The sequence below is a fragment of the Haladaptatus halobius genome, from assembly GCF_020618475.1.
GTDB classification, from domain to species: Archaea; Halobacteriota; Halobacteria; order Halobacteriales; family Haladaptataceae; genus Haladaptatus; species Haladaptatus halobius.
Genome location: NZ_CP085335.1, coordinates 1,176,661 through 1,190,090, shown reverse-complemented (window position 1 = coordinate 1,190,090; position 13,430 = coordinate 1,176,661). Strand labels below are relative to the sequence as shown.

The following is a 13,430-nucleotide window of genomic DNA, read 5'->3' as shown; positions in this document are numbered from 1 at the left end:
AGTAACGTTAGAAGACGTACTCGTCTTCGTGCCCCATCATCCCCTCGTCTTCGAGACCCGGCTCGCGCTCGTCGTCCATCGGTCCACTCGTCTTGTATGCCTTGAGACCGGTGGCGAGCAAGTCCTCGATGGCCTCTTCACGGTTGACGAACTCCCCTTGGTCAACCAACTGGGCGATCTGCATTTCGAGGTGCTCCGGTACGGTGATCTCTACCTTTGGCATTGGAACGTTGCAGGCTTCGAGAGGGGTGTTCTTAAGTCTGACGGGTAGATAATACGGCGGTCACGAACAAGAAATCGTCATTTCAAAAATTTATTTCTCAGAATATCGGCGCTCCGCTCACATTCGTGAAGGAGTCACCGGGTTCGACACCGAAGAAAGTGAAAGTTACCTGTTGGTCGTCATCGGTTACCGAACATCTGGTCGAGCGAGTCGATGATGCTGCTCGGTTTCAGTGAGTCGAGGCGCTGTTCCATCCGCTTTTGGTTGAAGTAGCTGGCGAACGCGAGGATGGTCGGCGGCCAGAGGCCGATGAACAGGCCGCGCCGGCGGTTCCCCCTGAGGAAGAACTGGTGCCACGAGAGGAGGACGGACGCGGCAGACGCAAGTATCGCGATGTCGGTCGTGGACTCTTGTGCCGCACCCATCGTCGGGCTCTCCCGCATTTTCATTCGTTGCTCTGTTTCGGACATGCGTCAACCGATAGCGTCGGCGCCGTCCTTTGTTATTCAGTTGCTACTCCCAAGTGCAGTTGCGATGGAGCGCGATACGACGATTACTTGGCGGTAAGACGTCGTTTCACGCATCGCCAACCGCCCTCGGGGTCTCCGGCCGCAGTCGATACCCCTACGTGTCCCCGCCCCCAGTGTTCGACCATGCGCGTTAGGGACGTGACGAACCTCCATCGGGAGTTCGACGGCGAGCGACTGCCGCCGGGACAGCGCGAGACGAGCAAATTTCCCGTCCTCTCGAAGAGCGGAACGCCCGACTGGAATCCGGAGACATGGGAGTTTTCGGTCACGGGCGCGGTCGAGAACGAACTCGCGCTATCGTGGGACGAGTTCCGCGACCTACCGAGCGAGACGCAGCGACAGGATTTCCACTGCGTCACCGGCTGGAGTAAGTTCGGTTGCGAGTTCACGGGCGTCACCTTCCCGACCTTCACGGAACGGGCGGGCGTGAAAGACGAGGCCGTCCACGTCATGTTCTCGGCCCTCGACGACTACACGACGAATCTCCCGCTTTCCGAGTGTATGCGCGACGAAGTCCTCCTCGCGTGGGCGTACGACGGCGATCCGCTCCCGCCCGAACACGGTGGGCCGCTTCGCGTGGTTACGCCGCACAAGTACGCCTACAAAGGGGCGAAGTGGGTGAACAGCGTCAAATTTCTCACGGAGCCGAAGCGGGGATACTGGGAGAAACGGGGTTATTCCAACACCGCAAACCCGTGGAACGAGGAGCGATATAGTTAGGCTGAAGGGTCATCGCTTCCGAACTGTATCGCAATGCCACCGCACCGCGACGGTCAACTGTCGGCGGGTTCCACGCTCGTAACCCGTACCTGCCGAATATCCGACGTTTCGTTTCGCTCGTTTCTCGCCGGGCGGCCGGCACCGCGAATCTACTGGACTACTCCGGACGGTCTCGAAATCGCCGCGAGCGGCGCGGTCGCACGCATCACCGCCGACGATCAGGGTCGGTTCGACGAAGTCCGCGAGCGCGCGAGCGATCTTTTCGCCTCCGTCGACAAGAACGATTTCGCGCCCGACGACGGCGACGGCACCCCGAAAGCGACCCGTCCGCGACTCTTCGGCGGGTTCTCGTTTCACGCCGAACACAACGCCAGTCCGCCATGGGACGATTTTCCCGGCGCGGAGTTCGTCCTCCCACGCGTCCAACTGACGCGAACGGAAAGCGATACGCGGCTCACCGTCTCGGCGCGCGATGCGTCGCCGCCCTCCGTGAAGGAGATGCTGTCGGAGGCGCGCGCCGAGATGGAGACGCTCCCGAAGATGCGCCCCACCGCCGACCCGCCGGGCGTCGAGACGACGCGCCACGCGACGTCGCGCGATGAGTGGTGCGAGCAAGTTCGACGAGCGACCGACCAGATCCACGACGGGACGCTCCGGAAGGTTGTACTCGCAACGGCACTCGACGTAGAACTGACCGAACCCGTCTCCGTTCCAGACACCCTCGAACGGCTCCGAACGTCGTATCCCGAGTGCTATCGATTCCTCGTCGAGCCCGCAGAGGGTGGTGGCTTCTTCGGCGCGCCACCCGAGCGACTCGTCTCGCTTCGCGGACAGACCGTCGAGACGGAAGCGCTCGCCGGGTCGGTCGCTCGGGGCGAGACGCCCGAGGAGGACGACCGACTCGCCGCGGAACTGGCCGAAAGCGAGAAGGTGCGCGAAGAACACGACATCGTCACCGAAACGATTCGAGAGGGACTCGAACCGCTCGCCTCGTCGGTGGTCGTCGGCGACAGACAGCGCAAGCGACTCTCGAACATCCAACACCTCCAGACGCCGATATCGGCGGAACTCGACGACGACGAACACGTCCTCTCGGTGGTCGAGGCGCTCCATCCGACCCCCGCCGTCGGCGGCCTCCCGCCGGACGAAGCCATGCGAACGATTCGGGAGACGGAGAGCTTCGACCGCGGCTGGTACGCCTCGCCGGTCGGCTGGTTCGACGCCGACGGGGACGGCGAGTTCGCGGTCGGAATTCGCTCGGGCGTCGTCACGGACGAGCGCGCGACGCTGTTCGCCGGAAACGGAATCGTCGCCGACAGCGACCCGAGCGCCGAGTGGGAAGAGGTGCAGTTGAAGTTCCTGCCGATTCTGAACGAACTTGAATGAGCCACCCGAACCGAAATACCCTGTGGGCCGAGACGTTCGTGGACGAGCTAGCCGCGGGGGGCGTCGATGCCGTCTGTCTCGCACCGGGCAGTCGCTCGACGCCGCTGACGGTCGCGTTCGCGACGCACGACGATATCGAGGTGTTCTCGCATCTGGACGAGCGGTCGGCGGCCTTTTTCGCGCTCGGTCGGGCGAAACGCACCGGGACGCCGACGCCCGTCGTCTGCACGTCGGGGACGGCGGCGGCGAACTTCCATCCGGCCGTCATCGAGGCCGACAGGGCGCGCGTACCGATGCTCGTCCTCACCGCGGATCGCCCGCCGGAACTCCGGGACAGCGGCGCGAATCAGACGGTCGACCAGGAGAAACTTTTCGGCGACGCGGTTCGCTGGTACGCCGACCTCGCCGAACCCGAGGCCGAAGCGCGGAAACTTCGCTCCCTCCGCACGGCGGCGGCGCGAGCGGTCGGTTCGGCCACCGGTGCACCGCCGGGGCCGGTGCACCTCAACTTTCCGTTCCGGAAACCGCTCGAACCGACGGAGGTGCCGGGCGACGTACCCGAGGAGTTCGCCGAACACCACCCCCTCGCGGGCGAGGGACGCGACGATTCCTTCGTTCGGGTGTCGCAGGGAGTTCCGGAACTCGACGCCTCGTCGCTCGGCGGAATCGCCGACAGGGTCGCCGACGCGGAGCGCGGCCTGCTCGTCGTCGGCCCCGCCGACGCACTGACTCCTGCCCGCGACGCGCTGGCGGCGTTGGCCGACGCGACCGGATTTCCGATACTCGCAGACCCCCTGTCGGGCCACCGGTTCGGCCACGACCGGCCGGTCGGCGGCGGCTACGATTCGTACCTCGTCCCGGACGTGACCGACGACTGGCCAGACCCGGAGGTCGTGCTCCGCTTCGGCGCGTCGCCGACTTCGAAGGTGCTCCGGCGGTACCTCGAACGAACCGACGCCCGACAGTACCTCGTCGATTCCGCGGGCGGGTGGCGCGAGGCGTCGTTCACCGCGACCGACCTCGTGGTGGCCGACCCGACCCGGTTCGCGGAGCGACTCGCGGAGACGGTCGACGCGACCGACGGCGAGGAGTGGAGGAAGCGCTTCGACCGTGCGGAGACGCGCCACTGGAGCGCGGTCGCTGAGACGGATGAGCACTTCGAGGGCGGCGTTCTCGCTTCAGTCGCGGAACTCGTCCCCGACCCCACGACGCTGTTCGTCTCGAACAGCATGCCCGTCCGCGACGTAGACCGGTTCGGCGAACCGCGTCCCGCCGACGTGACGGTGCTCGGGAACCGCGGTGCGAGCGGTATCGACGGCATCGTCAGCACGGCGCTCGGGGCCGGGAGCGCGACCGACGACCCGCTGGTGCTCGTGACCGGCGACATCGCGTACTACCACGACATGAACGGCTTGCTCGCGCTCGGACGCTGCGGAGTGGACGCGACCATCGTGGAGATAAACAACGACGGCGGCGGTATCTTCCACATGCTCCCCATCGAATCGTTCGATCCGCCCTTCACCGGGCAGTTCCGGACGCCACATGGACTCGATTTCGAGCCGACGGGCGACCTCTACGGGTTCGACTTCGAGCGCGTGGACACGCTCCCCGCGTTTCGGGAACGTTTTCGGACGTCCCTCGACGCGCCGGGAACACAAGTCGTCGAAGTCATCACGGACGCCGAAGCCAGCCATCGGATACGGGAATCGTTGCAAGAGCGCGTCGTTCGGTCGCTAACTGTCTAATTTTCATCTAAAATAATCGTGGTAAGATCGAAGATATCGCCGCGAGAAGAGGACGGGAGAGAACATGAAGGAAACTGCCTCGGAATCGAAAGAACTCGTCGCGTTCTTACGAGAACAGGTCGGTGAGCACCTCCGAAGCGTCCTTTACTACGACGACAGCGATTGGGACGTGTTGTTCGTCTGCGACGACGTCGCCGACGCCTACGACGAGCGGAACGCGCGAACGTTCTCCGAGATATGCGCCTCGAAGCGATCGAGAAATCCCACCAGGAAGACCTCTACGTCCACGGATCGCTGAATTGCACCATCAGATGCTTCGAGGACGCGGTGGAGATGCACTTCGTCCACGGCGAGAGATTCAGCACCGCGGTCGCGCTCGACGGCGAGGTGTTCGCGGTACAGAACACGTTCGTCGGTCGCTGCCTCGAAGTGATGGGACAGCAGTGATTGTGGCGTTCGACTAGACGTGGTATTTTTACTCGACCGGAAGAGTGAGTTACGTATGAGCCTCGCTATCGACCCGTCGAATCTCGACGGAGAGGATATCGGCGAAAAACGCGCGACGCTCGCGATGGAACACGAAGAAGCCGTCGAACACGTCCGCGAAGCGTTTGTGGACGCCGGATTCGGCGTCGCGACCGAGTTCTCCCCTTCTGCACTCCTCGCCGAGAAGATCGACGCCGACCGGGACGATTACCACGTCCTCGGCGCGTGCAACCCCGCGATGGCGAATCGAGCGCTGGACGCGAGCGACCACCGAATCGGCGCGCTCTTCCCCTGCAACGTCGTCGTCTGGGAGGAAGAACCGGGACGACAGACGGTCTACCACGTCAGCATCATGAAGATAGCACGTCTCGTCGGCATGGCTCCCGACGACGAGGCGTGGGACGACATCGTCGCCGAGACGGGGGCGTTCGTGGACGAAGCGTGGGCGAACCTCGATACGCCTTGACCGATCAACACGATTGCGGTTATCCGTATGTCTCGCCGTCATCCGCGTTCCCGTCGTCGAGGTTGAGGAGATCGACGATATCGATCTCACCGTCTTCCATCGCTTCGCGGAGTTGCTGTCGAACGTCCTGCGACGCACTCTCCCTGTTGGTGATGTCCCACTCGTCGTCACCGACAGCCGACTCGTGAAGGTCGCCCGCCGCGGGTAATGCGGGGAGTTCGGGGGAGCGGTCGACGGCCCCCTCCGAATCGAATTCATCGACGTCAAGACGTCACACGCCCGTCTCGTCGTCGATACCATTTTCGTGAACGCCGGGGGCGTCGAGATACATCTCTCGTCCGCGCGAGACGAGCTCACGCCGCAGGTCGCCGACTATCGACTCGACGATGCTGTTCGTCGCCTGCTCGGGAATCTCGTTCACAGCCTGCTGAAGGGTTCGTTTGCGGCGCTCGTGCTCGTCGATTTCGTCGCCGATTTCGTCGACGACGAGTCGTTGCAAGGCTTCGCCCTTCGATTGAAGATCTTCGCCGATGGCCTCAAGTTCGATTCCGTAGGTTCCCTCGATACCGTGCGTTTCGAGCCATTCGCGATCTGCCTCGCTCTGTGCCGGCGGCGTAAATCGCTGGGTTTCGAGTTGGCCGTCCGAGAGGTGCTCGGGATTGATTTCGATTCGACGCACCTCGTCGAGCGAGACGCCGAGTTGTTCCGAGCGCGATGCGAAGTCCTCGGCGATCTCAAACCCCGTCGGGTCGTAATCGGTGAGCAGGTACAGCGTGTACTCGGTGTCGCTGTCGAGTTCGCGCGCTAAATCCTCGATGAGCGCGGTCGCCTGCCAGCCGCTTCCGGAGACGACCGATAGCTCGTACCGGTCGGCGAGCGGTTTTACCTTCAAGTACGCCGAATCCTTCTCGACGAACAGGATCTTGTCCGCTTCGACGCTCTCGGCGTCCGCTAGCGCGCGCTCGCGGCTGGCGTCGATGATGTTCAGGTCGCTGTAGGTGAATTCGCCGTTCTTGACCATCTCGCTCAGCGCTTCGCTGAGATACGGCTCATTCGCCGCCCGAAATTGAACTCCGGATTGGCGAGTTTTTCGGGGAACGCCCGTTCGAGGATTGGTTTCACGGGATTGTACCAGAAATCCCGCAGGCTGTTCGCGTTCGACGGCCCTCGCCATTCGACTTTGGGAACCGCGAGACGAGCTATCGATTGGATGATGCGCTTCGGCGAGAGCTCGTCTTGATAGTGATACTCCTCGATGGCGCGAAAGTCCTCGGTGGAAAATTGCTGTAGTTCCGATAGGGACTCCGGAGGTGGACAGGACGGCTGGTCGGTCATTGTACCCTTTCGAGGGAAGTCATGTATCTATTTAATGAGTTAGGAGGTGTTTCGATTGAATCGAGTGGAACGACCGACACGTACGCTCATCCCCGAGAATGAACGGAAACTCATCCTCCGAGTTGCAACGGCTCACGGTCACCCGCCGAGGGCGAGCGGTCCCATCAACACCCCCATCAAGTGGACGCGCCGACAGTCGACCCGCGGGGGGGAACAGCCCAAGTGCGGTGCTGACGAGGAAGATTCCGACACCCACGACTCCTGCGAACAGGAACGACGCCGCGACCAGCAGTGCGAGCACAACCAGCGACAGCAGCCGGTAGTCTATCCGACCAACCGTCCGGAGGTAGGTGTCGCCAAGTACGAGCACGAGCACGAACCCGACGACACCGGCGACCGCGATGCTCACGTGTAAGATCGTCAGGTCGAGCGTGAGGATACCGAGAATCGAACTCGCGCAGAAGGCGACGACACCGCCGACTTTCCCCCTCGTCGGCTCCGTGACGACGAGCAGTTCCGCGACGGTGACGAGCAGGAGTGGGAGTCGCGCTCGGACGAGCGGATACGCCGTGGTCATCGCCACGGTCACCGGAACCGCGAGCGGCACCGCGAACGCGACCGCGAGACCGCTGCCCAGTGCGGAGAGTCGTATCGCCTCCCGCCCTTGGCCTTCGATGACGAGACGGTGGCCGGGAAGTGCCGTCGCCGCCATCGCGGGGTCGGGAACGCCGAGCGCGAGGGACGGAATCACGTCGAGAAATGAGTGAACGACCCCGGCGGCCAGCATCGCCGCGCCGACGAGTTTTGGCGGGCCGGGCACCGCGGGAGCCACCGACGCGAGCAACAGCGCGAGGTTGTTGACGTGGATACCCGACGTCAGTCCGTTCACCGTCCCGAGCGCAACGCCGCCGAAGACGAACGCGAGTGCCGTCGCCGTCGTGGGAGCCATCACCAACCGCGTTCCGAACACCTCCATCGAGGCGGAGTGGTTCCGTTTTCCTACTTAAACGTTGGACATCGCTCGGGAGACGACAGCCGTCGCTCCGCGGAATCGGCGCGAAAGAAAGTTCGATTCGGTGTCGTCGCTTAGCCGAAGAGTTCACCGAGACCTTCGCCGCTGGCCTCGTCTTCTTCGTCTTCGTCCTCTTCTTCTTCGGCGGCTTCCTCCTCTTCGGCGGCTTCCTCTCCGCCTTCCTCGGCACCACCCGCGGTACCGCCAGCGGCGGCCCCACCGGCAGGGACGGCGGCGGCCTGTTCGACGGCCTCGTCGATGTCGACATCGTCCAGCGCGGCGACGAGCGCCTTGATGCGGGACTCCTCGACATCAACGCCGGCAGCGTCGAGGACGTTGGTGAGGTTCTCTTCGTTGATTTCTTCGCCCGATTCGTTCAGGATGAGTGCAGCGTAAACGTATTCCATTGTTGTTATCCGAACATAGCGCCGAGACCTTCTCCGGCCGCGTCGTCATCGTCGTCTTCGTCGTCTTCGTCTTCAGGCTCGGCTTCAGTTTCTTCGTCAGTCGATTCCTCTTCCTCAGTCGCACCGCCCGCGGCAGGCGCTTCGATGCCGCGAAGCTCCTCGGGCAGTGCGTCCTCGTCGTCGATTTGGGCAGCCAGCGTCCGCACCTGTGCGTCCGCCTTGCTCACGAGATCCGACGCTAAGTCCGGACTCTCGATGGCGGCCTGTAGTCCGAGGCTCTTGGCCTCGCCGGTCGCCTTCGAGACGAGCAGGGGTACGGTCTGGTCGGTCGGGAACACCGCGTTGACCGAGAGGTTGCGACCGAAGGCCGCCGCCCGCTCGATGTCCGCGCGGTACTCGTCCACGTCGATGGCGAGCTCGTCCGACTCGAACATGACTCCGTCGGAGTAGACGGCGCGCAGGTCGAGACCGACCTCCTTCGGCTCCATGCCGAGTTCGGAGAGAACGTTCGCGAGCTCCTCCGAGACCTCGTCTCCTTCCTCCGCGACGAGGCTGTCCTCGGTCACGTGGATGGAGCCGTCCATGATGCGTGCGGCGGCACCGGCCTGCTGGAGTTCGCCCACGAACGGTCCGGGGTCGACGCCCGTGTCACCTTCTGGGATGGTGATTTCGTTCGGGGCGACCTCGCCCGCCGAGATGGGGGCGGGGCTCTTTGAGGCCTCCAGTTCGCGGTACAGACCGAACGGGTTGTCGTTCGTTCCGATGAGACCGATCTGGCCGGTGACGTGCTCTTCCAAGTCTTCAAAGCCATCGCCGACCTCCGAGAGCGCGCGCCGAACCAGCGTGTTACGGCTGACGCGGAGTTCCGCGCTGCCGTGGAGGCTGCGGCGCATGTTCTGGAGCTGTTTGCTCGGAATGCCGGTGATGTTGACGACGCCGACGCTGTTGTAGTCGTCGATGAAGTCGGTCAGCTCGGCGACTTCCTCGCGCTTCCACTCCGGAATCGTCTCGGTCTTCCGTTCTGCTTCTGCGGACATGTTAGGCCACCTCCACGGACGGTCCCATCGTCGTCTTCACGTAGACGGTGTCGACGTTGAGCGGACCTTTCTCCAGATTCGAGTGGAGACGGCGGAGGATAACGTCGATGTTCTCGGCGATGTCCTCCGCGGTCATATCTTCCGCGCCGACGCGCGTGTGAAACGTGCGTCGGTCGCCACTGCGAATCTGAACCGTGTTTTTCATCCGGTTGACGGTCTCGACCACGTCGTCGTCGGGCTGAAGCGGCGTCGGCATCTTTCCGCGCGGACCGAGCACGGTACCGAGGTATCGACCGATGTCTTGCATCATCGACGCTTCGGCGATGAAGAAGTTCGTGTCGTCGGCGAGGTCTTTCGCCGCGTCGCTGTCGTCGCCCAAGTCTTCCAGTTCGTCACCGCCGAGGACGTCGTCCGCGACGTCCTCGGCGCGGAGAGCGGTTTCGCCCTCCGCGAACACGACGATAGTGGTGTCCTGGCCGGTTCCGGACGGGAGCACGACGCTCTCGTCCACACGATTCGACGGATCGTTTAAATCGAGGTCGCGCAAGTTGATCGCGAGGTCTACCGTTTCGCGGAAATTCCGCTGTGGGGAGTCCTCGAGTGCGCGAGAGACTGCTTGCTCTATCTCATTATCTGCCATCGTTCACCTCCGTAGTACGCAGGAATGCTCCTACGGGTCAGTGAAACAGGTGATGCCTGTCTCACCTGAAATTGATGCATGCGCAACTTAAACCCGTCGAACCATCCCGCGTCCCGCGGCGTCACCGCGTCGCACTCCATCGCAGGCCGATACCGGTTTCAGTTACGGCGACGAATCGACGCAGGAAAGCAATGACGCTACTCCCGGGTGTGTTGGCGCTCGCGCTCGCCACCGTCCACGTCTTCGCGGGGAGAGTGCGGTCGTTTCAGGTGATTCCGCGAAGTTACTGGCTCTCGATGGCTGGGGGCGCGTCGGTCGCGTACGTCTTTGTCCACATCCTGCCGGAGCTAAGCGAGGGGAAGACGGTTCTCGAAGGGGTGGTGTTTCTGGCCCGATTCCTCGAACGCCACGTGTATCTCGTCGCGCTCATCGGGTTCGCGCTGTTCTACGGACTGGAACGATTCGCGCGGGCGTTCGGACGCGACGAGGGTCGCGGCGGGATGGGTATCTGGGTGTTCTGGATTCACATCGGCTCGTTCACCGCGTACAACGCGCTCATCGGCTATCTGCTCGTCCATCGGGAAGAGACCGGGCTGGCGAGCCTCGCGTTCTTCGCCGCCGCGATGGGACTGCACTTCGTCGTCAACGACTACGGGCTTCGGGAACATCACGAGAACATCTACGACCGATTCGGTCGCTGGTTGCTAGCAGCAGCCGTCGTCGTCGGTTGGATGGTCGGTAGCACGACGCACATTAACGAACCGGCCGTGAACACGTTATTCGCGTTTCTGGCGGGGAGCATCGTCCTGAACGTCATCAAAGAGGAACTCCCCGAAGAGCGCGAAAGCCGCTTCTGGGCGTTCGCACTCGGTGCGGCGGGCTACACCGCACTACTGTTGCTCACGTTGTAGCGAAAGGAGAGACCCGGATTAGACGGCGAGAGCGTCGTCGTACTCGCCCGCGTCGATCTGTTCTTTGAACTCGCGGGGATTCTTCCCCTCGATGGTGACGCCGAGCGAGGTGCACGTCCCGACGACTTCCTTCGCCGCGTTCTTCGTGTCGTAGGCGAGGAGGTCGGGACGTTTCTGTTCCGCGATCTTCTTCACTTGGTCGATGGAGAGGTCGGCGACGAAATCCTTCTGGGGTTCGCCGCTTCCCGTGTCGAACCCGGCCTCGTCCTTGATGAGCGCCGCGGTCGGCGGGACACCAATTTCGAGGTCAAAACTGCCGTCCTCCTCGATGGTGACGGTGACGGGAACTTCCGTGCCGTCGAAGGCGGCGGTCTGCTCGTTGATCTCGTTGACGACTTCCTGCACGTTCACCGCAGTCGGGCCGAGTTCCGGTCCGAGCGGCGGGCCGGGGTTGGCCTGCCCTCCGGGTACGAGGACTTCGATTGTATCAGCCATAGGTAAACGGAATCTCGCCGCAGTTTTAAGGATTTTCTTTTCGAGCGTGCCGAACGTACAGTGCGGTTCGACCGACAAACCGGATTACGGCAGGCTCACGCCGTGGCGTCCGAGGAACTCGCTCGCTTCCTTGATCTCGACCGGACTGCCGATGATGCGGAGGTACTCGTCCTCGAACGGCACGATGGTGAGTACGAACTCCCGTTCGAGGTCGGCCCGAATCCCGTTGAGCACGTCGCGGTGAAGGACGATTTGCGTGCTATCGCGGAGATGGGCGGGATCCGGCATTACGTGTAAAGGCTTCGCTGGCCGCAACCTATTAACGTGTCGAAAGTGATGTATGCCATTCCCTGATTCGAAAGAACAGGTTTTTCGGCGGTCACGGCGGACGTGTCCATAATGGGACTGGAGGAGGAAATCGAAGCGCTCCGCGAGGAGATCTCCAACACGCCATACAACAAATCGACCGAGTCGCACATCGGTCGGCTGAAGGCGAAGCTCGCGGAGAAGAAAGAGAAGCTGGAGAACCAGTCCTCCGCGGGCGGCGGCCACGGCTACGCCGTCGAGAAGACCGGCGATGCGACGGTCGCGTTCGTCGGGTTTCCGAGCGTCGGGAAATCCACCCTGCTGAACGCGCTCACCGCCGCCGACAGCGAGGTCGGCGCGTACGAGTTCACCACGCTCGACGTGAATCCCGGGATGTTGCAGTATCGCGGCGCGAATATCCAACTACTCGACGTGCCGGGACTCATCGAGGGGGCGGCTCACGGGCGCGGCGGCGGACGCGAGGTGCTGTCGGTCGTCCGCGCCGCCGACCTCGCGGTATTTCTCCTCTCGGTCTTCGAGATCGACCAGTACGAACGCCTCAGCAAGGAGCTGTACGAGAACAAGATTCGGCTGGACGAGAAGCCGCCAAGCGTCTCGATTTCGAAGAAAGGCATGGGCGGCATCAAGGTCACCTCCAGCGTCGAACAGGAGATATCCGAGAACGTCATCAAGGAGGTGCTCCGCGAGCGCGGGTACGTGAACGCGGACGTGACCCTGCGCGAGAAACTGGACATCGACCGCCTCATCGACGGTATCATGGACAACCGCGTCTACATCCCCTCGATGGTGGCGGTGAACAAAGTCGACCTCATCGACCCCGAGTACGCCGAGACCGTCCGCGAACGGTTGCGCGGCCACGACATCGACCCGGACGAGGCGGTATTCATCAGCGCCGAGGAGGAGAAGGGACTCGACGCGCTGAAGGAGAAGATCTGGTCGGAACTCGGTCTAATGCGAATCTACATGGACAAGCCGGGACGCGGCGTGGATTACGACGAACCGCTCGTCCTCCCCGAGAGGAGCACCGTCGCGGACGCCTGCGAGAAAATCGGCGGCGACTTCGAACAGCGATTCCGGTTCGCGCGCGTCAGCGGCCCGAGCGCGAAACACGACGAACAGCAGGTCGGCACGGAGCACGTTCTCGCGGACGAAGACGTGCTTCGGCTGATACTCCGAAAGTGAGTCGCCCTGCTAGAATCGCGGATCGTTCTCCCCCGCTCGCCCTTTCGGGACGTCGTCTCGCGCTCCTCGCGCTCGGTATCGTTCCGTGGACTATTCTCGTCGCGCCCGGCGGGACGACGCTGGTCTTTCCGTGGGGACTGTTCGACCCAACGACGCTGCACGTCACGACGCTCCCCGACTACCTGTTCGTCTTGACGTCAGGACTGCCGGGACGACTCATCGCGTGGCCGGTGAGCGTTCTCTGTTATCTCTTCGCGCTTGCGAGTGCGTTCGCGGGGCGGTTCGAAGACAGACGGGTGACGGCGGGACTGCTCGTGTTGGCGGGCGCGAGCCACGCGAGTTTCGCGCTTGGATTCGTATTCGGCGTCGCGCAGGTGGGGTTGGTGGTACTACCTCTCGGCCCGGTTACGCTCTGGCTCGTCGCGTGGTGGTTCCACTGGCCAGATCTGCGCGGTGCGCTTCACCGGGGGTGAGGCTACTGCGAGACGAAATCTGATGCCACCTGAGGAATGGGGCGGTTTCTGCGAT

The 13,430-nt window shown here is 63.0% G+C and carries 17 protein-coding genes and 2 pseudogenes; 9 read left to right on the top strand and 10 right to left on the bottom strand.

Translation table 11 applies throughout. The annotated features are described in order from the left end of the window. Positions 1-7: 7 nt before the first annotated feature. Together LIW51_RS06640 and LIW51_RS06635 are read right to left on the bottom strand one after the other, a co-directional pair. Positions 8-223 (bottom strand): ribbon-helix-helix domain-containing protein, encoded by a 216-nt coding sequence (locus LIW51_RS06640; protein ID WP_227376418.1) that lies wholly within the window; start codon positions 221-223, stop codon positions 8-10. A gap of 179 nt (positions 224-402) precedes the next feature. Beyond that, positions 403-648: a hypothetical protein gene (locus LIW51_RS06635; RefSeq protein WP_368411776.1), complete on the bottom strand. Its 246-nt coding sequence runs from the start codon at positions 646-648 to the stop codon at positions 403-405. Between the two features lie 228 nt (positions 649-876). Between LIW51_RS06635 and LIW51_RS06630 the strand changes: the two genes are divergently transcribed. The 6 genes and pseudogenes from LIW51_RS06630 to LIW51_RS06605 all read left to right on the top strand — a co-directional run bounded on the left by LIW51_RS06630 (position 877) and on the right by LIW51_RS06605 (position 5,764). Beyond that, a complete protein-coding gene (locus LIW51_RS06630; RefSeq protein ID WP_227376416.1) occupies positions 877-1,473 on the top strand; it encodes a sulfite oxidase-like oxidoreductase in 597 nt (198 codons plus the stop codon). Between the two features lie 33 nt (positions 1,474-1,506). Then, positions 1,507-2,859 carry an isochorismate synthase gene (locus LIW51_RS06625; RefSeq protein ID WP_227376415.1) on the top strand — a complete coding sequence of 451 codons (1,353 nt, stop codon included), beginning with the start codon at positions 1,507-1,509 and terminating at the stop codon, positions 2,857-2,859. After that, positions 2,856-4,604: a 2-succinyl-5-enolpyruvyl-6-hydroxy-3-cyclohexene-1-carboxylic-acid synthase gene (menD, locus tag LIW51_RS06620; RefSeq protein WP_227376414.1), complete on the top strand. Its 1,749-nt coding sequence runs from the start codon at positions 2,856-2,858 to the stop codon at positions 4,602-4,604. Before LIW51_RS06625 ends, menD begins: the two co-directional genes overlap by 4 nt. Positions 4,605-4,668: 64 nt before the next feature. After that, positions 4,669-5,051 (top strand): annotated as a pseudogene (locus LIW51_RS40405) (DUF7522 family protein). A 55-nt stretch (positions 5,052-5,106) separates the two neighbouring features. Beyond that, on the top strand, positions 5,107-5,556 hold the full coding sequence (locus tag LIW51_RS06610; RefSeq protein WP_227376412.1) for a DUF302 domain-containing protein: 450 nt from the start codon (positions 5,107-5,109) through the stop codon (positions 5,554-5,556). 13 nt (positions 5,557-5,569) lie between these two features. After that, on the top strand, positions 5,570-5,764 hold the full coding sequence (locus LIW51_RS06605) for a hypothetical protein (RefSeq protein WP_227376411.1): 195 nt from the start codon (positions 5,570-5,572) through the stop codon (positions 5,762-5,764). Positions 5,765-5,827: 63 nt separating this feature from the next. Here the strand turns inward: LIW51_RS06605 and LIW51_RS06600 are convergent, their stop codons facing one another. The 6 genes and pseudogenes from LIW51_RS06600 to LIW51_RS06575 form a co-directional block, all read right to left on the bottom strand. After that, entirely contained in the window at positions 5,828-6,577 is a 750-nt protein-coding gene (locus LIW51_RS06600; protein WP_227376410.1) for a toprim domain-containing protein, read from the bottom strand. Between the two features lie 5 nt (positions 6,578-6,582). Next, positions 6,583-6,891 carry a hypothetical protein gene (locus tag LIW51_RS06595; protein WP_227376409.1) on the bottom strand — a complete coding sequence of 103 codons (309 nt, stop codon included), beginning with the start codon at positions 6,889-6,891 and terminating at the stop codon, positions 6,583-6,585. A 138-nt stretch (positions 6,892-7,029) separates the two neighbouring features. Continuing rightward, positions 7,030-7,867 (bottom strand): annotated as a pseudogene (locus LIW51_RS06590) (tripartite tricarboxylate transporter permease). A gap of 110 nt (positions 7,868-7,977) precedes the next feature. Continuing rightward, positions 7,978-8,310: a 50S ribosomal protein P1 gene (gene rpl12p / locus LIW51_RS06585; protein WP_227376408.1), complete on the bottom strand. Its 333-nt coding sequence runs from the start codon at positions 8,308-8,310 to the stop codon at positions 7,978-7,980. A gap of 5 nt (positions 8,311-8,315) precedes the next feature. Next, positions 8,316-9,347 (bottom strand): 50S ribosomal protein L10, encoded by a 1,032-nt coding sequence (locus LIW51_RS06580; protein WP_227376407.1) that lies wholly within the window; start codon positions 9,345-9,347, stop codon positions 8,316-8,318. Position 9,348: 1 nt separating this feature from the next. Beyond that, positions 9,349-9,987: a 50S ribosomal protein L1 gene (locus tag LIW51_RS06575; RefSeq protein ID WP_227376406.1), complete on the bottom strand. Its 639-nt coding sequence runs from the start codon at positions 9,985-9,987 to the stop codon at positions 9,349-9,351. 191 nt (positions 9,988-10,178) lie between these two features. Between LIW51_RS06575 and LIW51_RS06570 the strand changes: the two genes are divergently transcribed. After that, positions 10,179-10,898 carry a hypothetical protein gene (locus LIW51_RS06570; protein WP_227376405.1) on the top strand — a complete coding sequence of 240 codons (720 nt, stop codon included), beginning with the start codon at positions 10,179-10,181 and terminating at the stop codon, positions 10,896-10,898. Positions 10,899-10,916: 18 nt separating this feature from the next. Here the strand turns inward: LIW51_RS06570 and LIW51_RS06565 are convergent, their stop codons facing one another. Both LIW51_RS06565 and LIW51_RS06560 read right to left on the bottom strand, forming a co-directional pair. Next, positions 10,917-11,393: a 50S ribosomal protein L11 gene (locus LIW51_RS06565; protein WP_227376404.1), complete on the bottom strand. Its 477-nt coding sequence runs from the start codon at positions 11,391-11,393 to the stop codon at positions 10,917-10,919. 84 nt (positions 11,394-11,477) lie between these two features. Further along, positions 11,478-11,681, bottom strand: a complete 204-nt coding sequence (locus LIW51_RS06560) for a VNG_1110C family protein (RefSeq protein ID WP_227354806.1) — start codon at positions 11,679-11,681, stop codon at positions 11,478-11,480. A gap of 111 nt (positions 11,682-11,792) precedes the next feature. Between LIW51_RS06560 and LIW51_RS06555 the strand changes: the two genes are divergently transcribed. Together LIW51_RS06555 and LIW51_RS06550 are read left to right on the top strand one after the other, a co-directional pair. Then, a complete protein-coding gene (locus tag LIW51_RS06555; protein ID WP_227376403.1) occupies positions 11,793-12,902 on the top strand; it encodes an OBG GTPase family GTP-binding protein in 1,110 nt (369 codons plus the stop codon). Further along, entirely contained in the window at positions 12,899-13,375 is a 477-nt protein-coding gene (locus tag LIW51_RS06550) for a TIGR04206 family protein (RefSeq protein WP_227376402.1), read from the top strand. Before LIW51_RS06555 ends, LIW51_RS06550 begins: the two co-directional genes overlap by 4 nt. The last annotated feature ends 55 nt before the right edge of the window (positions 13,376-13,430 follow it).